Here is a 25,485-nt window from a genome sequence, read left to right on the forward strand (position 1 = left end):
TTTAGCCACGTGTTCAAGATTGCACTCTGCCGCATCAGCGAGCAAAGTGCTCTCCAACCCATTATCTTTATTTCGTCAGACCGAAAGATCTCTAATATGACTCGCAAAGGCATCATCCTAGCAGGAGGCACCGGCAGTCGACTGCATCCGGTTACGCTGGCGGTCAGCAAGCAATTGCTGCCGATCTACGACAAGCCGATGATTTACTATCCACTATCTACGCTCATGTTGTCGGGAATACGTGAGATTCTGGTCATATCGACGCCGCATGATTTGCCCGGATTCCAACGATTATTAGGGGACGGTTCCCAGTGGGGCCTGTCCCTAACTTACGCCGAACAACCCAGCCCAGACGGTTTGGCACAGGCCTTCATTATCGGGCGCGACTTTATTGGCAGCGATTCGGTAACCTTAGTCCTGGGCGATAATATTTTCTACGGGCAGGGCTTTCGAAATATATTGGCCGCAGCCGGGCAAAAAAAGGATGGGGCGACGATATTTGGCTATCGAGTTACCGATCCGGAGAGGTACGGGATCGTCGAGTTTGACCAAGCAGGCAAAGCCATCTCCCTTGAGGAGAAGCCCGCCAAACCAAAATCGCGATACGCAGTCCCTGGGCTTTATTTCTACGACAATCAAGTGGTCGACATTGCTGCAAACCTGCAGCCATCGTCCCGAGGTGAACTGGAAATTACCGACGTCAACAAAGAATACTTGCAAACGGGAACACTTAATGTCAAAGTCTTTTCGCGAGGGTTTGCCTGGCTAGACACGGGGACACGCGATTCCCTCCTGGACGCCTGCAATTTCGTGGCTGCGATTGAAAAGCGGCAGGGCCTGAAGATCGCTTGCCCCGAAGAGATTGCTCAAGCAATGGGATTCATTGACCGCTCCCAGCTTGCAACGCTGGGCAAAGGCATGCAAAACGAATACGGGGATTATCTCCGGGGGATCGCAAGTGGCGATTAGCGCCGGCAAGTCATACGCTCGCAATCTCCAGTAGATTTACGCCAGAGCGCTTGAGTAACTTCAATTAGCGTACTGCAAAGATGAGATATCCTCTTACTTTCCGCCGTCGGAAGCTAAATGCCCATAATTGAGCCCGCATTACTGACCAGCAGCGGGAGCGGTGTCGGATTTGGTCGTTTCGTGCTGACTGTCTCGTCGCATCTTCGTTTGTCCATCAATTTGATCATCGGCGTACATCAGCCCCCTCCCCAAAATTGTTTTTCGCTGCGACGGGCGCTGCTAGCCGCGAAAGACTTCGCGGCAGAAGGCGTGGCCCGGCGGCGGCCAGAAGCCGTCCTGCTGACACGCGACTGGCGGTGGCACTTGCCTTTCAAGCGATCGGTCAGATGAGACCACAGGGGCACCGCCGAATCGGCGATCCACACGACAAGTCGACGAGAATGCTTGATCATCTCCCCACCAACCTTCAGAACGAATGGCACGAACCGGCGCATGTCCCAACACCCGCCCACACTGTCTTCGAGTTCATTGCGACAGATCGTGTTGAGGTTAAATGCTAGTAATGCCAGAAGCATCGTCGCTTCATTGGCCTTAAACGCTTGCGAAGACAAGTGAACGCCTATCGATTCACTAAACTTGCCCAAACGATCCTCGAACGCCCCTCGCTTGCGGTAAAAGCAAAGCAGTTCTTCGCCGCTGCGCGAGGAGTACGGCCAGTTCGTATCCAAGAAGAACCAACAAGGCATCGGGTTCAACTGGCCGGTCGTCGCGCCCGGCTTGTCGACCACCACGAGGATTAATCGCTGTGCCTGTTCCCATATGTCAACTTGGTAAGACCCCAGTTCGACGGTGTACTCATAACCGCCCCCTGGCGGACGCACTGCTGGACGAGACAGATGCAACGCAGCCAACTTATCAAGCTTCGAGTTCCCCTTTAAACGCCCTACAAAAAGCCTGCCGTTGGGAGCCAATGCGTCCATCACACTGCCAATCGTGTACCCCGCATCGCGTCGGTAATCGACGTACTGTGCGACGGTGTGAGCCTTCGCATCGGTCTTGTCGACGAAGCGTTTTATGCCGTTGGCGGTGTGGACCTGCCCTTGCGGAAGAGTTGCGTGAATGAATCCGCTACCCAGCCGATTTCCCTCCCGTGCGCTGCTGTAGTCACCGCCCACGCTCAGTGAAGCGACCAGCGAATGATAGACTGCTTTTCGGTAGTAGCCGTTGCATTGAGCTCCGTGTTGCTTGGAGTGAACCTCAGTGGGAAAGCTATCGATGTCGACGGTCGTGATGCGAACACGGCGTCCCCCGGAGGCGACGACATGACGCTCGACGCTTTGGGCCAAACCGTCTCGAAGGGCTTCGAGGTTGCCGGCATGTTCGGTCAAGATGCTGATCAAGCGAAACTGCGTGAGTTGGCAGGCGAGTCGTTGGTGGACGACGCCGTCGCCGATGCGATTCCAGACCGCCTTGCGAAACGCTGGGGCATGGGTAAGTCGGTCCACGTCGTCTTGGGGGAGCACCCGATGGCCATCGCAAAGACCTGTCCACGGATCAATTCATCGATTTGGTATTGGATGCGGTCCGGCCAACGAGAATCGCGGATGTCCTTGGCGATTGTGTCAAAAAGCCCGAGTCGATCCTCGGCCTCTCACAGCAAAATCACGCGGGCACTGGAAGTGATCCGGTAGTCAGTTGCTTGAAATTTGACGGAGCGATTGAACTGGGGCTCGAAAAGGTTATCTTGGTGTTCACCCATCGCGTGTTTCTGCCTTGCGTTTAAGTTGGTTGTGGTTAACCGTTAAAAGTAGCGGATCACCCGATGGTTTCTACCGCAAGGAAGCTCTTAGTGAATAATGCGGGTTAATCACTTACCACAGTTTCGGATATGACCTAAAACCTAATAACTTCGAAACCACTATTATTCCGCGAAAAAACAAATCGACCTAGACGCAACACGCCGTCGGATGCATACAAAACTGGCGGTATATTTACGAACACTGGTTCGCCCTTAGCGCCGGTGGCATTGCCCCAGGCAAGACGCCAGCTGCCGCGCTCCCCGCCTCTCCGACCGCTGAACACTCAGCTGGCAATGACACAGCGATCAATTTAGCAAACCCTTTCCCAAAAGCCTCATTCCTGGCAATAGCCGATCTGTATCGGCGAGGCGACAAAGCACTAGTCCTTAATCAAGCGAAGTTTAACTCGAAAAAGGTGTAAAAAACTCGAACCCCTCGGCGATTTACGTGTAAATTGGCGGTTACCAAGACATCAAGTCACGCACGCAAACAAGAGTTTCGAGTGAACGTCAAATTACGCCGAAAAGCTAGAACACGCAAGCGAAAAATGTTACGAAGGATCGCCAAAGAAAATTGGTCCGTTTCATCGCCGATGATTCAGCCTCAGAGTATTAAGTACGAACTGGCTGACAAGCAGCAAGCCATCACCGCCGGAGGTTTCGGAACGATGCTTCAGTTGACTAAGCAGCTCGAGCTTCGCAGAAAGATCAACCAAGCGATACCGTTGTTCAAGTTTCATCTGCCCTACGACGAAGCCGATCATGTCCTGAACATCTCGATGAACCTGTTGCCGGTGGCAGTTGCCTTGAACATCTTGAAGACCGACGTTGCGACGAAGCCTATCTGAATGCCATTGGTGCCGAGAGGATTCCTGACCCGACTACCGCTGGTGACTCCTGTCGCAGATTCAGCGATGTCAACATCCTGCAGCTAATGAACGCCTTCAATCGAATTCGACAGCGTGTATGGAAACAGCAACCCGACAAGTTCTTCGACTGTGCGATCATCGAAGCAGACGGTATGCAAGTGGAAACGTCTGCAGAAAAGAAACATGGCATCGGCATCAACTACAAAGGCCAGTGGGGTTACCATCCGCTGGTCGTAACTTTGGCCAATACGCGAGAACCATTGTTCATTGTCAACCGCAGCGGCAATCGGCCCAGCCATGAACACTCAGGGTTCTTCTTCGACCTAGCGGTCGAGAGATGTCGCGAGGCGGGCTATCGCAAAGTGGTTCTGCGTGGCGATACCGACTTCTCACTAACGGAAAACTTCGATCGTTGGGATAACGATGGCGTGGAGTTCGTATTCGGTGTCGACGCCATGCCCAACCTCGTGAAGATCGCCGAAAGCGCTGAGAAATCAGCGTGGAAGCCGATGCAGCGTCGGCGTGAGCAGAAACGGCCTGCGGCAAAGCCGCGAGCGAAACGGCCTCGCTACAATGAGAAAATCGTTGTCGAGAATGGCTATCTCAACAAGAAACTCGTGAGCGAACAAATCGCGGAGTTCGAGTACCAACTGGACAAATGTGATCGCTGCTATCGTGTTGTTGTACTGAAGAAAGAGGTCCATCAAACGCGAGGACAATTGCGTTTATTTGACCACGAAGAGCCGGTGTACTTCTTTTACATTACGAACGCGTCCAAGCAGAGCAAGCCGACTCGTCAAGTTGTGACCGATGCCAACGCCCGATGCAATCAAGAGAACAACATCTCACAACTGAAGCAATGTGCGTTGACGGCTCCGCTCGACAACCTGACGAGCAACTGGGCTTACATGGTGATCGCTTCATTAGCTTGGAACCTCAAGGTGTGGTTAGCCTTGATGATCGATCCGAGTGGGCGTAAAGATCAGAAGATCGAACAAGCCAAGACGAAGGCAAAGTTGATCTCGATGGACTTCTCAACGTTCCGGGATCGAATCTTGATGGCTCCCGCACAGATAATCCGGCGCAGTCGCAGCGTGGTGTTCCGCCTGCTCACCTATCGACAATCGATCGACACGCTACTGTTGATTGAATCGGCCGCTCGCCGTCCGATTCAATGTTGACGTCGACATCATACGAAGTCAGTGTCTGAATGCACCGGTACCGCCGCAACGTCTAACCATAAAAACAAACCGATGAACACAACCATTAACACCAGACACCGCCAGCATCGCTGGACGGCTCTCGCCTGCGCCCGCATCAGGTGCCAATACGACCCCGAAAATCAACCGATCTTCGCTTGATTAAGGACTAGTTTTCGACCAAAAGAACATAGCCTATTGGGACGACGACCACCTCACCGCGTACAGGGAATCCCTTGCCTTAGATCGCCTATCCAAGGCAATCAACAACATTCTCCTGGATCATTCATCCACTACTCAGTAGTATCTTTCTGAAGTTACCTATAAAGACTTGCTCGGGTTGCCCACCCTATGTCATAGTGCACAGATCGGCTTCGTCCCCATCACCCACCAAGCCCGCCTGCATCGAACTCCCACACAGAACACGGTCACCCTATGAACTCAATGCATATTCCTCGCCGCTTCTTGTTTGTCGATGGCTTACGCGGCGTGGCAGCGACATGGGTTGTACTATTCCACGCCTATAAAGGCGGGCACCTACCGAACCTGGCGGCAACATTGCCCGACTGGTTGTTAATCTTCTTATTCCAGTGGGGAAAATTCGGAGTTGCAATTTTTTTCGTACTTAGTGGATTCGTAATTGCGCACTCGCTACGCGACGCGGCGGTGACGCCTGGGTACCTCGTCCGATTTATGGCACGCCGATCTATTCGTTTGGACCCACCATATTTCGCATCAATCATCTTGGTACTTGCGTTGGCATTTGTATCGGCGAAAGTGAAGCATGAAGAAATAATCCTGCCGAAACCACAGGTCGTTGCTGCACATTTGGTTTATCTTCAGGACTTGCTCGGAATGGAGCAGATTAGTGATGTGTTCTGGACTCTATGCTATGAAATTCAATTCTATTTAGTTCTCTGCATTTTACTGGGATTAAGTCAATTTTTTGGAAGGAAGGGACGTGCGATCGTTTTCATACCTGCCGCGATTGTCTCATTAATCTGGGGATTGGGGATCATCACACAGAATCCAATCCAAGGCCTATTTGTCAACCTTTGGTACGGATTTCTTCTCGGCGTGTTCAGCTACTGGGCCTGGGCGAAAAAAATACCCAAAGCTTGGTTTACTACATACGCGGCAGTGATTCTCGCAAGTGCCGTTTATCGCGTTGATAAATTCGCGATTGTTTGCGTTAGTACGGCGACATTACTGTTCATCTGCGGTGAAACGAATCGCATGGAACATTGGTTGAAATGGCGTTGGATTCAATTTTTTGGATTGGTTTCGTACAGTCTGTATCTCATTCACAATCCTATCACTGGCGCTAGTTTCTTTTTATTAAAGAAGAAGATTCCGGCGACAACGGCAAACGAATACTTGATGCTTTGTATTGCAGTTGGCATCTGCTTGGCAACTGCGTTTGTGATGTGGTTTGTTGTCGAACGCCCATTTATTAAACTTTCGCGCCATGTGAAATTACAGCCAAGAAATCGGGCTTGCCAAGACGAAATCATCGCTTCGAAATCGTAACTGTTCACGGGTGACGCGCACGCCGAGCCCGTCAGTTTGAGAACGTGGGTTGATTCTATCCGGTGGGCAGCAGTGGTGGAGGCCGTTCGCCACGAAAGAAACATTCAAGCGATGTCCGCAGTACATCCAACAGCGATTTGCCCTGATGCGAGCAAGTCGCCAACACCGTCCCAATGCGTTCGAGCCAACGTTGCCCGCCTTCGCTCTTGCTGCCCTGAGTCACTTTGCGATCAATTACCACAAACCGAATCGCCTGTTCGGCAACGTTGTTTGTCGGTTCCAGCCCAGGTGTCGTTAGAAATTTCAAATAGCTGTCGCCGTCATTGGCGAATCGGGCCGAGAGGTTGCGAGCTTTTTTGTCTTCCGGAACGCGGAACCGAGCTCGCGTGAGCACCTCCATCGCCGCATCCTCCAGTTCGCCGTCGAAGCGATTCCCCAAATCCTCACGCCGATGGATGACTCCGAACATGTCCCGGATCGCATCGAGCAGCCGACTCGCCCAACCGTGGGTACGGTCTATCAAATGTTCTTTAAGAAAACGCAATTCCCGAATCAGGTGGGCGAAGCAGAATTGAATACTGCAATCGGTCAGTCCGCGGTACTTGTGGTACGCACTGAAGTAATCGCAACCGATGATCCCGTTGAACTCTTCTCCGAGAACATCCAGCAATACACCGCTGCCGCGAGACGGATCGATCTTGAAAACGGTGAAGTCGCTTCCGCGGAAGCACCATGTCCACATTCGCTTGCCGCTGTCGCGGTGCCCGGTCTCGTCGATGTTCAGGATTCAGTCGGCTTTCAATTTCCCGAACAGATCTTCGTAGAGCGGCGAGATGGCCTGACTGACTTTGTTGATGACCTTGGACAACAGACCTCGAGAGAGCTTCAAATCGTAGACATCGCGAAGGTGGGATGCCCCCATTTTCTGTACCAAGCGTTATGAAAGATTGGATTAGGAAACAGGGACAGGTGATTCGCAGTGCTGCTGAAGTGAGGCCGTAGGCCGAACGGAAGCAGCACTGCGAATCGCGAACTCCGATGGAGTCAGGTAGCCGAGCGAACTGTGTGGGCGGAATGTGTTGAAGTCGTCCCGCCAAGCTCGCGATTTTATTCGCGCGTCGTCTTCATCGATCAAGTGCGTCTGGTGCAGATACTCGTCTCGCAGGCGACTGTTGAAACTCTCGCAGACGCCGTTCTGCCAGGGAGAGCCAGGTTCGATGTAAAGGATTTCGACACCGATCGTTGCTAGCCATTGCTTGATTGCCGTTGAAATGAACTCTGGGCCGTTGTCGCAACGAAGTCGTTTTGGAACGCCATGCATTGCAAACAGTTCAGCCAGCGTGTCAATCGCATCTTCGCTCGTGATACTGCGTCCAACTTTGATGCTCAGGCACTGACGTGTGTACTCGTCGACAATGTTCAGGAAACGAATTGCCCGTCCATTAAGAGTCGACGATTGAACGAAGTCCCACGTCCAAACGTCGTGAATGAAAGACGCCGCTTGAACATCGCACGCATTGCCACGAACACCCGTAGCACGCTTTTTACGCCGTTTTCGTGGCACCTTCAAGCCAGCAGCTCTCCAAAGTCGGTACATCTTCTTCATGTTCAATGTCTCACCTTCACGGCGCAGAAGTTGGCAGATACGTCGATAAGCGAAACGCGGGCGTTGCCGAACGAATTCAAGAATTCGCTTCGTCAGTCGCTGGTCTTCATCCTTGGGTTTCCCCTCAAATCGCTGACTCGACCGCGGTTGGTCGAGCACCCGGCAGGCACGTCGCTCCGATATTGAGAATTTCTCTTGAAGCTCGATGACTGCATCGCGGCGAGATTGAGGGGTTGTTAGTTTCCCTTGGTGATTTCCTTGAGCATCGAGATGTCCAGCGCTTGGTCGGCAACGATCTTCTTGAGGCGATTGTTTTCTTCCTCAAGTGTCTTCAGACGCTTGGCTTCTTCGCTCTTCATCCCGCCGTACTGAGCTCGCCAGCGGCTCAGTGTCGCTTCACTGACCTCGAGGGATTGCAGCACTTCGCCAACGCTTTTGCCTGCCGCCAACATCGAGTCGGCGTCGCGTAGCTTCTTAATGATCTGTTCAGGTGAATGTCGTCGTCGTTTCTTGCTCATGAAAAATCCTTTACCGAAATTGGTTCTAGACTTTCATAGCACCTGGATCAGGTTTTGGGGAGCATTCCAGCGAGCTAACCAAGTCGGGAACCATGAACAAGAGCCTGAACACTGGAGGGGAGGACCGCTAAATGGAAAAGCGCTTTTCACCCCGCGAGTCCTCATGCAATCGCCCTGGAGCCTGACCGCCCGCCCTATGTGACATTACAGCTCCAGAAATGGCAAGTGTTCTTCCGTATCAGACTCGGAGAAATAGATGTCTTCGAGATGGCCTCTTGGCATTGGCAGTAACTCCGCCGGTGCAGGTTGCTCAGGGCCCACAATTGGCGTTGCGAACGCAAGCACATCGCGAGGCGTCTGGAGGGGTATCGGCTCCTCGTCATTATCGAAGGCGTGCGTATTGCCACTCAAGGACAAGGCAGGGAGCGGCACCGACATCGCAAAGTCGCTGGTTAACGAAAAATTATCAAGCGCGAAATAGTCACCCTGCTCGTAGTTGTAGTACAAGTACTCTACAACGATGACAAGGTACTCAAAGCCCTCGGCACCCAGATCAATATCGAACGTCTGTGTTTGCCAATCAGCGCTATCCGTCGGCCCCATGTCGACGTCAACTAACGCTGTGAACTCAGGGGCTGCCATGGCGTATATTGGCGATGGTGCGAAATTGGCAAGATCCCACTGGCCATTGATACCGAACAAACTCACTTGCAGGTGATTGGTCCGATAGTCAACGTTAGTGTTCATGATATCGAAAGAGAACGTCTGTTGGCCACGATGCACGTACTGGTTTCGGACCACCTGGCCTAGCCTGCCCAGTTGATGCTGAGGAGTGGCTATTTCGGCAAAACCTGCAGGATTACGTTGCATGTCGCGGGCAATCCATCCCTCGCCTCGCCGATTGCTGGCCAAGCCATAGAATCCTCCACTAAACGCATCCGTCGCAGAGAAGTCACCGTCAAGCCATGGATTGCTGTAGGGATTCGCGGTTGCCGTGACAAGCTGAGTGATTGTCGAATTGGCGCCATCATCATCCCATACCTTCAATCCGATACTGTACTCACCCACGGCGGCGAAGTTGTGGATTAGAGATTGGCCGTACGCATCATCATATTGCCCATCGCCATCCAAATCCCAAGCATACGCGGCAATACCGTCGTCTGTATCGATGACTCTAGGGCCAGGGTCTAAGTCACGCGAATTGGCCGCGTCCAAAACCACGGAGATCCCTTCTCCATTCGTGAATTCAAACGCCGCAATCGGGGCCACGTTCTCTTCAGCGGTTAGCGTATTGAACGTAGACGATTCGTCCAGGACAAAAAGGTCTGAAAATTGATCCGTAACCCGGTCAGCCCGTTGGCTGCTATTGTGCAAGAAGGCGTACTCAACATTCGATATCGCGGCATTGCGCAGTTCACTTGTCGCGTATGGAACCAACCCGGTAATTTCTGAATAATGCGGACTGAAGACCTGGAATCCGTATTCGAAACCCTCTATCCGCAAACCATCAAACAGAATGTTATTGGCGTCGCCTTGATTATGGCTGACGCCAATGCCTGACGCGTTATTAGCTTGCGACGCCCACTCCATGTGCACCGGGTTATCAAGGTCGCCCACGATCAAGCCATTTAAAAAATCAAAGCGAGTGGAATAGAAGTTCTGCACGCCACTTTGCACGTTCCATATTTGGTAGTTCTCGATCGTGGAGCGAAAATCATGTGCTGTCCACGTCCCGAAAGTAAATACCCCTTCCATATCCTGACTGTCGCGATTATGCAGCCAAGTATGGATGCCACGGAAGCCGTTATAAGAAACCAAGCCGTCTATTCCCCGCGTCGGAACGTTGTTCGGCGTTATGACCGTGTGCCCGGCGTCAATAAAGGCTTGCCGCACCAGTGGGTCGGCAATGTTCTCGACTGAGACCAGTGATTTCTTGGCCAGTCCGTCAGTGTTGTGAACGAGATCAAAACCGGCCCCGTTCGTGCTGGCAGCAACATTATCTTCCAAGCGGATACCAAAGCCGCCGCCCTGTACCCAGTAGCCGCTACCAACGAAGCCCAGGTCGAACCGGGGACCGCGAAGCGTTTTAAACAAGACATTATCGTCAAAATTGTTGACCAAGTCGCCCGTGATCTTAACGACCAAATTATCGCGCCAGACCCCCAGTTCGTTCCCCTCTTCAGCCACGATCCCTGCTCCAACAACGTCGAACACGACATTGTTTTCTAATACCGCATGGCTGTCGTGCTGCACAATGCCCCAGCCAGGCGTCCCCCACACGACATTGCCGGTAATCTGCGCGGCATTGCCATTAAGATCATTTGCCCCCATTCGGTGCAGATGCAGGCCGTAACGACCGCGAGTATTTGTTCCTGTTCCCGGAGTCCCGTCGAAATTGCCTACCGCGATTGGGTCGTCCACTACCAGCCGCTTGTCTGATCGCCCTAGGTCACGAAACTGTGCGTGATGCACTTCGGCATTCGTGTTGTGCATTAACATGAAGTGGCCACGTTCCTGGGTGTCCACCGATGGGTCACTTGAACGGACAACCACGTTGCGTGTCAGGTTTGCCACATGAATGGATAGCTCACTGGCATCAAACGTGTCGCCGTCGGGCCGCTCGTGCTTCCACAGCAACGTGATTAGCCCCTGATCCATTGCCGACTGGTTGGTCACGTTATTGAAGAAAACGCGAACTCGGCCATCGACGACGTCGAAACTGGTAATTTCAAGGAGTTCATCACCAAATCTGGAGTTGTCGGCATCCGCTGCAACGATGGCATCCGCGTCCGCTCCTAGCCCCAGCAACGACGCGTCAACTTCCGTTCCGACCAACAACAAGGTGTCGCCAACTTGCCAACCAACGGGTGAAGTCGCGTCAGCAAGCTCAATGTAGGCATCCCCGGCAAGGGCGTCGCCCAGCAGTGTGGTGTGCTCAACTTTTTCGGCGCCGTAAATGTTCGTTTGGCCATGACTGATAACCCCACGCCCAATCAAGGTCGGGTCTTCGACTTGGCTTAATGGCCCGCCCGATGTATCAATCAAAATCTGAGCCGTCACATCGGAATGAACGGATTCGTCTTGGGTTCCTATATTGAGAATCGACAGGGGATCCGTGGCGAGCGTTTCGACAACCAGTTGTGTGTTGACATCTGGCCGAAACGTTAACACGCCATCAACACGAAGCCACTCTAAAGCGGCGTCGCTGTGGACGTCGTAAACGACCTCGACCGTATTGTGAATCAGCACGCGATCGCCCTCACCAGGCACGACACCTGTCGACCATGTCTCAGCGTCCGACCACAGCCCAGCCTGGACCGCCACGTTGGTCGTATCGTTGCTGTCGATCAGGGTGAAAAGTGCCTGGTGCTCGGCCGCGCGGACATGATCATCATGCATACCGTGCACGGGTGACCTTGCAGTCAGACGTACGGTGGCAGTGGAATCCAGCCCAGCCGGATTACGCACAACGTAATCGAACGACATGGGCAGCAGAGAATCATCCGGCGTAAAGAAAACCAACCCCTGTCTTAATTCAGCTGTGCCGCCGCTGATATTCGAAATGCCAACGATACTCAGAGGCAATCCCTCTGGGTCGCGGTCATTACCCAACATTTGCGAAGGGATGACAACCGCAGTTTCAGCGAAGTTAACCTTTACGCTGTCATCTTCTGATTCCGGTGCGAGATCCTCAGTGCCACCTGCCTCACCTTCTGGCACGATGCTCGTCCACGATGAAATGTCTGACGAGATGTTGCCCTGCGCGTCGCAATACTGGCCAACGACCACCGCCATCAACCGGCGTTGCTCTAGCATTTCAACGGATGGCTTCCAATTGACTTTAGTCAGCTTTCTGTGCGAATATCTCAATTTGCTTCAGCCTTGCATCTAGAATCAAACTGCCATTAGGGCGCCAAATTCATTACACGCTATCACGCGGAAACAGAAAAGGATAGCGATCAGACGACTAGGTAGCACCTACCTCCAAAATGAAGCCACGAGGGGACGGTTCCACCCCCTTACCTCAACAGCGGCAGATTCCGCACTGACCTGTCGCCTAAATAAAACGGTGTCCTGGACTGCGAAACCAACACCAACATCGCCAAAGCCGGCAGCTAAGGGCTTGAGCGCCCCGCGACATGAAAAACGATTACAACCGTCGACTAGTGGGGGGACTTCGATTTACCTACCGGTGCAATCGAATCTCGAGATAGGTATCTAGCCTGTCAAATCCTGAACGACAGACTGGAAAATTGTCCCGCCTATTAAGGCGACGTCTCAAGTCGCCGCAAAACCGGCCTGACGCTGAACTGCGATTCCCAGAACGCTGCGACGGCGGGTGAACAGTAGCGACGGTCCGCCTCAATGGCGACTGGAAAGCTTACTTTCACGCTGCGTTCTTTGTGGACCAAACAACGCTGGATGCCAGCGACAAAAAAGAAGTCATGAGCCTTCCCTCCTGAAGGGCCATCCATGATTTTCAACAATTACTGCAACGCTTCCCCCAGGCTGGCGTTGGCTAAAGCCCGCTTGCCCCCTTTCCCAGGCAGAACTGCAGCCATCACTATGATCCAGGCTAACAGCAGCAACTCGATCCACCAATGAATGCGTAGCCCGCAAAAAGTAGTGACCAACCACAGATCTATATCGTGATGGCTAGCCGCTCTGACAACGCAAAAAACAAGTAAGGCCAACAAAGGCCCCGCCTGCGATGCTGCACGCGGGGACCGAATGTACAGAGCCGCCGCACCGCACACTGCATGAACGCCAACTATTAGAACCCCGCCAGACTGGTAATTCCTCCGCAGAACATACCACCCCGAAACCTTCGCTACCTGACGAACCACTTCGACGAAATCGTGGTTCCACCACCAAAGGCGATCAGATGCTAATACTAAGAGAAGCAGCATCCCTCCCAATGCGGCAAACGTTGCTCCGACCGACCTGTGACGCACAAACCAAATCGCTGCAGCCAACAGATAAACGGCGACGGTCAACCATTGGGCGGTCGAGGTGGTAATCAAAAGCATCGAACCAGCCGAACGTGACAGTGATAGCCAATGTGAGCCCCGCATGAGGAAACCAAGAGCCGCGACGGCCCTTAACGTGCTTTGTCTCTAATTTGCCTGACTAGCCATACGACGTTCCACTGCGACTCAGCGAGCCATAATGCAACGTCGCAGCTGTCAGAACCAATAAAATCCCAAGGACTTCCAAGGGCCAAATAGACTCCGGCCCGATCAAACTCATGTGACGAGTGACACTCCCTCCAGCTCTCAGAAGATAGTAGCACATTAGGCAGCCTACTCCACAAGCAAGCCAACGCGACTTAGGTGTCGAATTGCGTCCCCAGCGACCAAGCGCCACCAACGCCAGCAATGCCATGGCACCAACAACAGCCAGAAATACCACTTTGAGCGGCAGACGATATTCGCGAATTCCAACCTCCAGTGCAAGCAACTTAAGCGTCTTCAGCAAGTAAGTCTGCAGGTCGGCAATCTTGTTTACACCAAATAGCAAAAGCACAACGCTCAACAGCGTCCAAAAACGCTGGGCAGTAGGTCGCTGCCGTGTACCGTCCCAAAAACCTGTGCAACGCAATGCGGATGCCGATGAGACCATGTACAAGCCGCACATCCCCCACTCTAAATAGAACATGTCTATGGAAAACCTCTATTCCAAGAGGATCAAGAAGCATGATTCCTCCTCCCTGTGATGACTGCCGGTTCCCTCCCGCCGGTTTACCGCATGCGACTGGTCGCTCCAGTTCAGGTTATGCGCCACGCGAAGATTCCCTTCTCAAGTCGGAATTTCAGCGATCCCCATGATCGGGTTGCGACTGGCGACTAGGTCTTCGATGATTCGATGTGCCCGGGGCGTCAGGGAGCCACGTTTGGGAGCTACAAAAAGAGTGCCATCACATCGCGACGCCAGCATCTGCACATCGGCCACGTGCTTGGCCGCTGGCCCGCTAAGCAGCACCATCGAGTATTCGTTGCGATACTTGTCTAACAACTTCGTCATCAATGGCGAAGCAAATGCCTCGACGGGCAGTTCTCCTTCGCCCAACTCGAGCCGATCGATTCCGTCTTCTCCGTGAAAGACCAGCACGTCATCGGGTGACTTAGTGGCTCCCGCAAGGGCCATCGCGAGTCCGAATCGGCCCCCATCGGCACTTTCTTCAGATACCGACAGAATCTCGCCGTCCTCAGTCACGACTTCTGCCGGCACGCCCAACTGATCGCTGTCAAGTTCCGGTCGCTGATTCCCATTGACCGGGGAAGCAACTAAATGAGGAACCGAATTAATTTCATGACGGCCGCGCGGGCTAGCGAGCAGGCCTTTTCGGTTTTCAGCAATCGGTTCCAAATTGATCACCAGAACTCGTTCCTCACGCGCTGCCAAACATTTTGCGACGGTCGTCGTCAAATCGGCGGTGCCAACATGGTCCGCTAGACTGCTGAACAGCACTACCGATCCACGTGAGGTTCGCGCTGCCTGTTGGATTCGCAGCGCCAGCAAACGGAGTTCAGGGTCATTCGCTTCCAATTGACGATTCGGAATCGACTTTCCAATCAATTCGTGAGTGGCCAACATCGAAATTCCGAATTGCTTACTCAGCCGCTGCGAGGGCGTCGAGGGTGGGCGAATGATGTCAAACATCAGCAAAGGCATGCCTAACACAACCCCAATCCCACCGAAGACAAGGACAAACAACTTCTTTTGATTCCCATCCGGAATGGCCGTTTCAGGAGATGCGACAACCAACTGCTCGTAAACCGGCGTCTCCAGAGCCTGCATGTCGGTAACCCAACTGACTGCATTGGTGATCTCCTCAACGCTCCGTTCGGCCCGCTCGATCTGCGCTGTCAGTTCAAGGATCTCTGGAGTGTTCTCAAAATCCATCTCGTCGGCGATCGCCATCCCAGCACGCTGATCGATGGCGCTGGACAAATCCTGACGCTCGGCTTCCAGTTTTCGAGGAAGCAGGATCAACTGATTCCGCAGTTTATACATATCATCGTCGATACGCGTCGCTTGCTCGATATCGCGTTCCGAGATAGACACCTCGCGGCCGGCGATCTTTGACAATTCACCGAGAGTCGCATACAGCTCTTCCGACGAAGTTATTTCTTTGCCTTGAAGCTTATCCAGGCGGGCAAGCAATGCATCGATTTCGCGGGCCTGAGCGGACTTGTCCGCGTACTCACTTTTCCGGGTGGTCAATTCTTCGCGGACGGTTTCCAAGGGTTCTTCAGCCGCCTTGGCCAACAATTCTTGCTGGTCTTTGCTTAGCACGTCACGCAGCCTCTGCGCGTCTTCTAATTCGTCTTCTAATTTGGCGACATGCTCGCGTTTTCGACTAACCAGCTCGGTAACCTCCTCGTAGGCCAGTTCCGCCCCACGATCCTTTGCGAATCGCGTCTTCAGGGCGCTGAGCCGGTCGGCCTTTGCCTGCCGCTTGGAAGCGGCCTCTGCTTCCGCTTCTCCTACCAGGCTACTGAAATACCGAAGCGAGTCCGCGAGCGATTGCTTTCGTTCACTAAGCGACAAGGCAATCGCGTCCTGGACAACTTGGTTCGCAACTGCCGCCGCTTCAGCCGCGGCTGCACGCGACATCTGGACGGTGATGACCTTGGTACTGCGGTCATATTTATGCTCGACCAACTGCTCTTTGCCTGTAGGGTCGGGCACAATCCCGTAATCCTCTTGCAATGCCGCAACGACCTGTGGATGACTTAGGTATCCCGCAAAATCTTCGATAGCCGGCGGCACATAGTAGGCTTTTCCCGGCGGAAACGGGAGCGTCTGGGCACGCACCTGCGTGTAGGCGGTGTAAACGTAACTTCCATATTCCTTGGCGACGAAATACCCCGCCCCACCGGCGATCGCAGTGATGAGCAAGTAGTACCACCAACGTCGTTTCAGGGATCCGATTAGGTGCTTGGCAGCTTCGCTGGATTGCTCTGAATCTTCGGCAACATTCTGGACAGCCGACGGACTATGCGGATTGGCTAGGAACAGCTGGTCTGAATCGGGTGTCGAATCCATCGCATTCATCAATTTCAATACCTTTGTCGAACGGCTGGTAACCTAGCAGGAAAAAATGGTAATGCGTGGCCCTTAAAGGGCGCCGTCGATCGCGAAGGTCTTCCGCCGGGTCTTTAAGACACTCGATGTTCCGGAACCGCAGGCGAACCATGTTCCACTAGCTTGCCAAGCGAAAGGAGAGAGTCGATTCGATGTCCGGTGAGGTTCATCGAAGGCGTTCCCAGGTTTTACCGCTTTCATTATAGGCCGCATCGTAAATATTCCTAGCGAAAATGCCGTCCTTCGGTATGTCGCGTGTTATTTGGGCGCGGCGGCATGGCGACTGGAACAATGCAGCGCGGTGGAGACACCCGAAGGGCGACCATGACCACCTTGCCATGCATCCCTTACTTTCGCGGATGCGGTGCCCCCTGCCCTGCTGCGTCTACGGATGTGAAACGGAAGCGAGTGGAGTCCATTGCGATGTGGCGGAGTTTTTGGGGATGCGGCCAGACGGCCCGGCATTTAGGGAGTTCGATTCATTGGGCCCGCCGGCTGTCGAAATTTCAACCGGCTGCGTAACGGACTGTTGATTTGATCGAAAGCCTTGCGGGCGCATGAAAGCCCAGAGGGCGACAGACAAGGATGGTTCTGTCGCCCGCTGGGCTTTCCTTTTCGCGACAACCACTCCGGCGGCTTGCACCGCCGGCAAGTATCTGCCGCCCTCCGGGCTAAGGAAACCTAGCGGGCGCATGAAAGCCCAGAGGGCGACAGACAAGGGTGGTTCTGTCGCACGCTGGGCTTTTCTTTTCGCGATAACCACTCCGGCGACTCACGCCGACGGCAAGTATCTGCCGCCCTCCGGGCTATGGAAATCTTGCGTGCGTGCGCATTAAAACGCAGAGGGCGACAGGCAAGGGTGGTTCTGTCGCCCGCTGGGCTTTCCTTTTCGCGATAATTACTCCGGCGGCTGACGCCGCCGGCAAGTATCTGCCGCCCTCCGGGCTATGGAAACCTTGCGTGCGAATGATAGCCCAGAGGGCGACAGACAAGGATGGTTCTGTCGCCCGCTGGGCTTTCCTTTTTCGCGATAACCACTCCGGCGGCTGACGCCGACGGCAAGTATCTGCCACCCTCCGGGCTACGGAAGGAAGCCTTGCGTGCGAATGAAAGCCTAGAGGGCGACAGACAAGGATGATTCTGTCGCCCGCTGGGCTTTCCTTTTCGCGATAACCACTCCGGCGGCTCACGCCGACGGCAAGTATCTGCCGCCCTCCGGGCTATGGAAACCTTGCGAGCGCATGAAAGCCCAGCGGGCGACAGACAAGGATGATTCTGTCGCCCGCTGGGCTTTCCTTTTTCGCGATAACCACTCCGGCCGCTGACGCCGACGGCAAATATCTGCCGCCCTCCGGGCTATGGAAACCTAGCGGGCACATGAAAGCCCAGAGGGCGACAGACAAGGATGATTCTGTCGCCCTCTGGGCTTTCCTTTTCGCGTTACCCACTCCGGCGGCTGACGCCGCCGGCAAGTATCTGCCGCCCTCCGGGCTACGTGTTCACTCGGCCCACGGTAGACCCGTTAACTGCTGCAACCCCTTCGGAACCACCGTCTGGCGACGGTAGCTACGTGGCTGATGTTGCTCATCTGGGTAGCGAATGGTATTTCGAACTGCGTTAGAGGGGAGAATTGCTTGGGATCTTTGCGAGCCGCAATTGATTTGCCAAAAATTCTAAGTAACTGTCGATGTCTTTGGTCGCCGTAGGACTGGCGATCCTGGTGTTCTCCACCATCAACTGGACTTTTAATAGATAACGGGCTCGACCAAGCTGGTTGGTGATGCCACTTTTTGCTGGGGACACCCATTGATCCCCCATCCAAAAAGCCCAGGTTGCGACACCGTGCGGCACGTCGCCAAACCCTGGAAATTCGATTTCTACCGCGCGAAATTCACCAAGGCCTGGATCCGTCATCTCTGCGACCAAGGTATCCCCGCGGACCTCACAACCTTGTGCGGCGTAGCAGACCTCGGGGTTGTGGTAGAGCTGTTCGCCCGTTTCGCTCAGCATCAAAAGGACAAGGATCCGCTGCCCCGCAGGCGATGTGACTTGCAGGGACCAATTGTCAACCAACTCCAGACGCTGCTTCCAGTCCTCGTCGAATTCGTAGCCGTGATCTGCCCCTTCCCAACCATCAGGGACCAACGAAACCTTTTCTAGCTCCGCCGAAAGGGTTCCGTAATCTACCGGGGTGCGGTTCGATAACGCGTATTTAAAACCGGCGGGGCCGATGGTCAGCACAGCAAAGCCAATCAGGGCGATCACGTTTAGAATTTTCATCGGTTCGTTGTCAATCGTGGAAGGTCTTTAGATCGCTGAAGCGTTGCGATGTTGCGTGAGGTATGGGTTCTTCATAATCCGCTGCGGCAGCCTCTTGGCGATTTAGTATTGTCGGCTTTCGCTCAGCGAAAGGATTTTTGTTTTCGGGCCGGAGGGCTCGCGCCCTTCCGCTAAGCATTTAGGTTCGTGATCAATCCTCAGCGGAAGCATGCTGCGTTATTCGGTTAGTCGTTGGACTTCACATACTTCTCCACCATGGTCGCGTACATTTCTTTGTCGGAGGCAGTTTGCAGACCGCTTCCCACGCGTGCATCGCGGGCCATCTGAAATAGCCGCGATGCCTCTTCAGGCTGCTTGAGTTTGTCCGCCAGGACGGCTCGGTGCATCAATACGCCTGCCGTGAAATCCGATTGAAGCTGTGACTCCAATTCTGCGGCCAATTCCAAGTCGTCACCCAACAATGCGATGATCAACTTTGAATCGACAAGGTCCTCGCTGTCGGGCTGAAGTTCGATCGCCTGGTCGATCAGTGCAATCGCTTCATCGAAACCGGTTGGTTGTTCCGCCAACAGAAGCGCCAGCGAATTCATCACCCCCGAATTCTCTGGTGATTTGGCAAGGGTCGCTCGATAATATTCCTCGGCGTTTTTACCTCGACCGCCCAGGAACAGAGCATCCCCAATCAATTGTGTTATTCCATCAAAAGTTGGTCCTTCTGCACTGGCATTGGCGATCAACCAATCGCATAGCGCCTGTGACGTTGAACGCTCTTCGATCGATCTTAACGTCGCCGCTGCCGCGGCCACCGCTAAAAATTTCGCATCCACGCCTGACTGCTTAAAACCTTCCAGAGCCAACGCGATCGCATCCTGCCGCTTTGCCAAAGCCAGCCCGAAAATGCACTGGACGACCAGTTCATTGCGAGTGGCTTGATCGGTGTTCGCCAAGAAAACCTGACGGTACTCCTGCAGAATTTCTTCATCGGATTGCATCGGCTGCAATGGCGCCGCAGCAGTTGCTTCCCCATCGCGATCCCCCGCATCCGTGTTGGCGAACTGCTGATTCCACTGAAGACGTAACCGCAGCCAACGTGCAGCCTCAGCACGATGCCCCGCAAGTTCTGAAAGATAACGATCCGCGATGGGTCGATACTGCCCGGACGCTGCGTAGGTTGAAATCCAAAATTCAAGAAATTTTACAAGTCGATCTGCCGTCGGAATCTCCAGACGAAGGGCCTCGCGATAGGTATTGAACGCGTACAAATCCCTTCCCTGCGCCGCATAGACCTGCGCCAGCAACGTCGCATCTTCGGGACGGCGTGGGCTGATGCTTTCCAGTAGGCTGGCCGCTTCTGCCAGATCTTCAAGGGCTTGGCCGGTGATCGGTTCGACGCTGCTTACCGCAGCACTTTCGCTGTCGGTCTGATCCGCGGAGCCTTCAAGCGAAACAGGCCGCGTCGAAATAAGGTTTCGCTGAATCCCATCGTTGCGATTGGCCGCTCGGTTCCCATTTTCTGGTTCGGTCGTCGCGCGGCGAAACAGCAACCGTGCTTGTAATCGCTTACTCGCATCGTCAATGGTTTCAGCGCGCCCCATCTCCGCTGCGTGCAATGCGATGGCTTCGTCGATCGCCCCGGGGCTATCTTTGGTAAGCAACAAGTTAAGCAACAGATTTGTGGCAGCGACTTGATACTCACTGTCCATCTGGACCAATTCCAGACATAGCTTTTGGGCCAATTCGGGTCGCCGAGGGGCAAAAAATTCCGCCGCCGCCAAACGCACGGTTGCCTGAATTTGCGGCGTCTGGTCCTGAACCAAGTCCAAACAATCTTCAAACACCTGACCAGCACGCGCGTCTTCCCCGGTGCGAGCGTACAACTGGGCAAGCACAAAATTTCTCTGCAGTGCAGGGATCTCCAATTGCTTCGATAGGGTCGCCAACCTTTCGAGTGCACGGTCCCGTTGACCGCGACCTTCCGCTTCAAGCCGAAAAATAGCAATCCAAGACCCCAACTCCCCCGGTGCTTCGGCGATCGAACGCTCAAGAACCGCCTCCGCTTCTGACAATAGAAGATCAACCGGTTCGGCATCCTCCCCATCCTTCAGATTTGCCCGCCGACTGATCGCAACCAGCGATAGGGTTTGCCCCAATCGAGTCAAATTTTCCGGCGTGGGGTCATCCTCAGCCCAGCGACGCGCGAGATCCAATACGTACTCACTGCGATCTCTTTGCACGAACTGAGGCATGGTGCTGTCGAACAGACTGGTGGATTGTGGCACCAGTTGATCGATTTCATCAATGATTTCCACCGCACGGGCCGACTGCCCCGTTTGATTCAATGCATTCAAAAACTGACTGGCCAGGGCGGCATCCCGCAAACCGACATTCCACGCCGATTCGAATGCGGTGAGTGCTTGTTGCCAGCGGCCCAACCGTGCCGCTAAACGACCACGAAGCATCAGCGTCTGGGGCCAATCGGGCAGCAATTGTTCCAACTGCTGAATCAGCTGAGTGGCCTCTGCGACTTGCTGCTCACTTTCAGCGTTACGAAGCAGTCGCGCCGCCAACGTGGCGCGCCAGTAGGTTCCTTCCTCTCCCTCAATCGATCGAAGGTTTTTCTCAACTTTGATCAATTCTTCGTCAAGACGCAGGTCTTCAAACAGCTGAGCGGCCAACTTTTGAACCGCAAGGTCATCGCGATAGTTCTGCGCCAGCAAAATTCCCCGCTCCAAGCCTTCATCAACCATCCCCCGGCGAAAGCACCCTAAAAGGATTTGAGTCCGAGCGGCCCTAAGGTCCTCGTCTGACAGCCCATCCTGATTTTCGTCAACAATCCGCATCGCTTCGGGGAACTGCTCGAATCGATCTAACAGATTCACCCGCAGTGCCAACACTTCACCCGCAGTGGCTCCGGCGGCCTCGTAAAGTCTTGTCTCCACTTGAGCGGCAGCAAAATCGCCCGCAAGCTGATGGACCAAAGCACTGCTGTAATGCAATCCCGGTAAATCGGGCGTCTGTTCGATCTGTTTTCGAAGGACCTGCAGGGCATCGTCATACCGTTCCTCGATGACGTAAGTTTCGGCCTGTAACGCCGCAGCGATATCGAGAGCGGCTCCTCGCTGTGCGGCCACACGAATCATCGAACGAACTTCTGCTAAATCACCCTGCGATGGTGCGACGCGTTTGTCCTGCATCAGCACGCGGGCAATCGCCAGGTAGACCCCCGGTTCCTGGCGCCCGATGACCGCAGCCGCCTGCTGGTATTGTGCAAGCGCCGCCGCACTGTTACCTGCCAGTTCGTAAGCCTGTGCCGCATTCAGGTGCCAAATCGGAGATTCCGGATCAAAACGTCCCCCTTCCTGAAAAGCGGCTGCCGCAGCGGCATCCTGATTCAGGGTTCGATAGAGGCTTCCCAGTTGAAACTGAGCGCGCGCATACAAGGCAGCAAAGTTTCGTCGTTGCGACAGAATCGATTGCTGACTGCATGCTTCCGACAACATTTTCGCCGCCTCGCGATACTCCTGCCGCTGTGAAAGCCCCGCGGCATGTGCGGAGGCTAGCATCAATTCGATCTGACCTCGCTGGGCAGCTGCAATCTTTGGCAGCATCGCCTCTAACGGTCGAAGCAGTGTTTCCGCCTCCCCTTCTTTTCCACTACTGATATAGGCTGTTGCCAAAGGCAGGATGAGGGCTAGCTCCTGTGTCCCACAAGCTTCCAGTCCCTTGGTAAACAACGCGATCCGTTCTTCATTTGCATCTTGCGGCAACAGACTGCCAAGCAAGACATACGCATTGAAATTGGAAGGAACCAGTTCGAGCGATTTTTCAAAATAGACTCTCGCTTGATCGGGGGCATTATTCGCTGCGGCCCTCTGCCCCGCCAACAGATAGATACCGGCCTGGACACGTTCGCGACGGAGAGCCCCCGCCATCTGACTGTCGATACTTTTGACCAATGGCGAGTAGTCTGTTTCGTCCGCGAAGAAAGGAGCATCGGCAATTACTGAATCCTTGGAATGTTCCGCGGCCAACGCAAGTGCACGCGTGACGGCACGGTCAAGCGACGCTTCCGCAGCATCCAAAGCTTCTGTAGTGGCATTTTCTAGCTGCAAATCCTGCAAAAGGATGATGCGATAAAATTGCAATTCGGGGGACTGGGGATGATTTGGGATTGCATTATCAATCACCTCAAACGCTTTCCCTTCCCCCGCGCCCAAAAGTTTTCTCCAGGGCTGCTCCTCGGTGAGAGTCGAAGCGCCCAACGGATAGACGGCTGTTTGTTTGTCCTGGCGTCCCTGGCTGCCGAGTGCCATTGCCTGCTCTTTTGATGCGAGACTGGGGTCCAATTTCAACAGTGCCGCAATCTGCCACAGGTGTGGCAAATGCGAGGGATCTTCCTTCCAGTTCTCCTGGCATGCAGCAAACAACTGCCCAGCATCGGCGCCACCTGCCGAGTACTGAAGTAATTGACTGGCCGCGTAGGTTTGCAAACGCATGCACAGTGTGCGCGGTTTGCCCTCAAGAACCGGCTTGAATTCGGTGGTTCGCTCCAACAACAACTGCCAAGCACCAAGATCACTCAGCAGCGCCAGCGATTCAAGAACATCCTGCTCTCGAGTGGGGTCCTCACGCCAAGCCAGCTCGTGCAGGCGTGCGGCTCGCATGCTCTGGTCTTCGCCCAGTTTACGATGCAGGAACGCGAACTCCGAAATCGTTGCGGCATCGGTTGGGTTAATTGACAGGTACCGCTGCATCAAATCGACCGCCGTTCGCAAATCGGCTTCATCCTCGCCGTCACTCAAAGAACGTGCTTCGACCAACAGCAATCCGATCGCTTTATCCTGCTGGTATTGATGGGTGTAATAGCCGCCCACCAAAAACAACAGAACGGCTGCCGTAGCCCATGTCCCAACCATTAACCAACGCTCGGATCGATCCGCAACCCAAGACTTCATCCGATCAAACGTTGAATCGATCAAAAAGAAAATGGTCGCCCCGGCCGGAATCATCAGCAGCCCCGCCCAATCGTGGGTAAAGCCTCGAGCCACGTCGCCGCTTACGTATCGAAACAACAACCCGGTGATCGCAATTCGTAAAACATTGACCAGGACGGCCACCAAGGGCGCCAAAACCATCGACGCGGCGAACCGCCGCAGTCCGTACCCCATGTATAGGGACCATGCCATTGCGACCGCTAACATGCCGTGAAACATGCGCAGCCCAGCACACGCCCGCTCGACATCCAGCACTTCATCGCCAAGCAAAATGGTCGTTCCCGCCACAACCGCGGGCTGACCGAGCATTTGCAACAACCAGCCACCTCCGGTGGCGGCGATCACCTGAAGCGGATATCCAGCAGCCGTCTGGACTTGGCCCGGAAGCGGAGCAAGAAAGAACAGGAACGCAATCGGCGGCGCGGCCCAGCGGAACAATTTCATCCCACCAAGCAGCCAAACCGCGCCCGCTACCCACAAAGGAAGCGACCAAAGATCTAACCAGGGGCGGACATAAAGGTCCCCATAAATCCGCATTCCGGCCGCCACGGCCAGCAGAATGAGTCCGCGGAGGTCCATCCGGCCGAACCCGGGAAAGGATTTTCGGCGCAAGAAGAGCAAAAACGCGGCAATCGGGGCGACCAAAAACCCGTGCTGCTGATCGGGCTGGGCAATCCAATCACTCGATGCGGCGATAACGCTGGTCGCGTAAGCGAATACACCCAGCGCAACGATCCATAAAGCTTTTGTTCGCCAGCCAGAAGAATTCGGGTTATCGAAGTCGGTTGTCGATGTGGTGGATGCTGAAGGCATGCAAATAAACGTTAGCTGTCGGTTTTATGTGAGGAGCAACAGAGGGACCGGGGGTCCCTTCCCGGCATTAGGCTGAGCTGCTGTAAAATGCTTTTATGCTGCGTCATCCGCCTATAAGACCAGGCGAATGGCCAACAGAGACCGTATACCTCTGCAGGACCATGCCGACAATATTAACCAAGAAGACAAAAATTGGTATTCCATAGGGAAAAATTGAACGAAAGCTTTGGCCGATCAGGTAGGCAGCAGGGATCGCGTCGGCTATGCCCAATGTTTGGAACTTACAGCGAAAGAGGCTGTTAACGCCGGGCGGGCGAGAGCTCTGACTTCAAAAAACACGTAAAAATTGCCCCCGTGGTTCGCACGGGGCGAACCGTTTTTAGCAATGGCACTGCTTGGCATTGCTTAATACTGGCACCTTTTAAACTCGGTTTTAAAACGATTACTTGCAATGATACGCAGCCCCCGCGGAAGACTCTTCCCGTGGCGGTGCCGCCTTTCGCTCCGCGTAAGTTGCGTCCACAAACGCTACTTTCGCGGAGCGAAAGGCGACACTATTTCAGGCAAATCAGCGGGGCGGACACTTTGGATCGCGATCGTTTCTTAGCAGGCACAATCGGCACAACGACGAAGTCCCCTCACTTTAACGTTCACGCTGCTTAAATGAACTCAAGAATCGGGGCACTTCCTACGAACTTCATCGATTCAATTACGAGCGGTCTTCGCAGGTGTGCCTGCAACACAGGATGGGCGCGCAAAAAAATCCCCACCGTAAAAACAGCGGGGATTTCAGATGAAACATCCATGAACACCTAAGA

At 54.1% G+C, this 25,485-nt stretch carries 16 protein-coding genes and 1 pseudogene; 5 read left to right on the forward strand and 12 right to left on the reverse strand.

The genetic code is table 11. The annotated features are described in order from the left end of the window. Positions 1-96: 96 nt before the first annotated feature. Entirely contained in the window at positions 97-969 is an 873-nt protein-coding gene (gene rfbA / locus FF011L_RS22940; protein ID WP_145354288.1) for a glucose-1-phosphate thymidylyltransferase RfbA, read from the forward strand. Between the two features lie 236 nt (positions 970-1,205). Here rfbA and FF011L_RS22945 read toward each other — a convergent pair whose 3' ends face one another. After that, positions 1,206-2,423 carry a transposase gene (locus FF011L_RS22945; protein WP_246109946.1) on the reverse strand — a complete coding sequence of 406 codons (1,218 nt, stop codon included), beginning with the start codon at positions 2,421-2,423 and terminating at the stop codon, positions 1,206-1,208. On the opposite strand from FF011L_RS22945, the gene FF011L_RS26960 reads away from it, so the two are divergent. The 4 genes from FF011L_RS26960 to FF011L_RS22960 all read left to right on the forward strand — a co-directional run bounded on the left by FF011L_RS26960 (position 2,346) and on the right by FF011L_RS22960 (position 6,365). Continuing rightward, complete coding sequence (locus FF011L_RS26960; protein WP_246109966.1) at positions 2,346-2,660, forward strand: hypothetical protein; 315 nt, start codon at positions 2,346-2,348, stop codon at positions 2,658-2,660. The two genes, FF011L_RS22945 and FF011L_RS26960, sit on opposite strands and share 78 nt — an antisense overlap. Positions 2,661-3,315: 655 nt before the next feature. Beyond that, positions 3,316-3,615 (forward strand): hypothetical protein, encoded by a 300-nt coding sequence (locus FF011L_RS22950; protein WP_145354289.1) that lies wholly within the window; start codon positions 3,316-3,318, stop codon positions 3,613-3,615. Next, positions 3,612-4,817, forward strand: coding sequence for an IS1380 family transposase (locus FF011L_RS22955; RefSeq protein WP_246109947.1), 1,206 nt, complete (start codon positions 3,612-3,614; stop codon positions 4,815-4,817). Before FF011L_RS22950 ends, FF011L_RS22955 begins: the two co-directional genes overlap by 4 nt. 453 nt (positions 4,818-5,270) lie before the next feature. Then, entirely contained in the window at positions 5,271-6,365 is a 1,095-nt protein-coding gene (locus FF011L_RS22960; protein WP_145354291.1) for an acyltransferase family protein, read from the forward strand. A 55-nt stretch (positions 6,366-6,420) separates the two neighbouring features. Here FF011L_RS22960 and FF011L_RS22965 read toward each other — a convergent pair whose 3' ends face one another. The 11 genes and pseudogenes from FF011L_RS22965 to xrt form a co-directional block, all read right to left on the reverse strand. Continuing rightward, positions 6,421-7,152 carry an IS66 family transposase gene (locus FF011L_RS22965; protein WP_315851719.1) on the reverse strand — a complete coding sequence of 244 codons (732 nt, stop codon included), beginning with the start codon at positions 7,150-7,152 and terminating at the stop codon, positions 6,421-6,423. Further along, positions 7,153-7,287: a hypothetical protein gene (locus FF011L_RS27115; RefSeq protein ID WP_261342553.1), complete on the reverse strand. Its 135-nt coding sequence runs from the start codon at positions 7,285-7,287 to the stop codon at positions 7,153-7,155. A gap of 30 nt (positions 7,288-7,317) precedes the next feature. Next, entirely contained in the window at positions 7,318-8,154 is an 837-nt protein-coding gene (locus FF011L_RS22970; protein ID WP_391560947.1) for an IS3 family transposase, read from the reverse strand. Between the two features lie 42 nt (positions 8,155-8,196). Then, positions 8,197-8,489: pseudogene (locus FF011L_RS22975) on the reverse strand (transposase); the annotation flags it as partial. Between the two features lie 204 nt (positions 8,490-8,693). Continuing rightward, on the reverse strand, positions 8,694-12,305 hold the full coding sequence (locus FF011L_RS22980; RefSeq protein ID WP_145354293.1) for a G8 domain-containing protein: 3,612 nt from the start codon (positions 12,303-12,305) through the stop codon (positions 8,694-8,696). Between the two features lie 449 nt (positions 12,306-12,754). After that, on the reverse strand, positions 12,755-12,964 hold the full coding sequence (locus FF011L_RS22985; RefSeq protein ID WP_145354294.1) for a hypothetical protein: 210 nt from the start codon (positions 12,962-12,964) through the stop codon (positions 12,755-12,757). Between the two features lie 12 nt (positions 12,965-12,976). Next, positions 12,977-13,519, reverse strand: coding sequence for a hypothetical protein (locus FF011L_RS22990; RefSeq protein WP_145354295.1), 543 nt, complete (start codon positions 13,517-13,519; stop codon positions 12,977-12,979). 100 nt (positions 13,520-13,619) lie between these two features. Next, positions 13,620-14,024, reverse strand: a complete 405-nt coding sequence (locus FF011L_RS22995; RefSeq protein ID WP_145354296.1) for a hypothetical protein — start codon at positions 14,022-14,024, stop codon at positions 13,620-13,622. Between the two features lie 264 nt (positions 14,025-14,288). Continuing rightward, a complete protein-coding gene (locus tag FF011L_RS23000; protein ID WP_145354297.1) occupies positions 14,289-16,550 on the reverse strand; it encodes a hypothetical protein in 2,262 nt (753 codons plus the stop codon). A gap of 1,647 nt (positions 16,551-18,197) precedes the next feature. Beyond that, on the reverse strand, positions 18,198-18,860 hold the full coding sequence (locus FF011L_RS23005) for an exosortase-associated EpsI family protein (protein ID WP_145354298.1): 663 nt from the start codon (positions 18,858-18,860) through the stop codon (positions 18,198-18,200). A gap of 224 nt (positions 18,861-19,084) precedes the next feature. Further along, positions 19,085-24,667, reverse strand: a complete 5,583-nt coding sequence (gene xrt, locus FF011L_RS23010) for an exosortase (RefSeq protein ID WP_145354299.1) — start codon at positions 24,665-24,667, stop codon at positions 19,085-19,087. Positions 24,668-25,485: the final 818 nt, after the last annotated feature.

Source organism: Roseimaritima multifibrata, assembly GCF_007741495.1.
Classification (GTDB): Bacteria; Planctomycetota; Planctomycetia; order Pirellulales; family Pirellulaceae; genus Roseimaritima; species Roseimaritima multifibrata.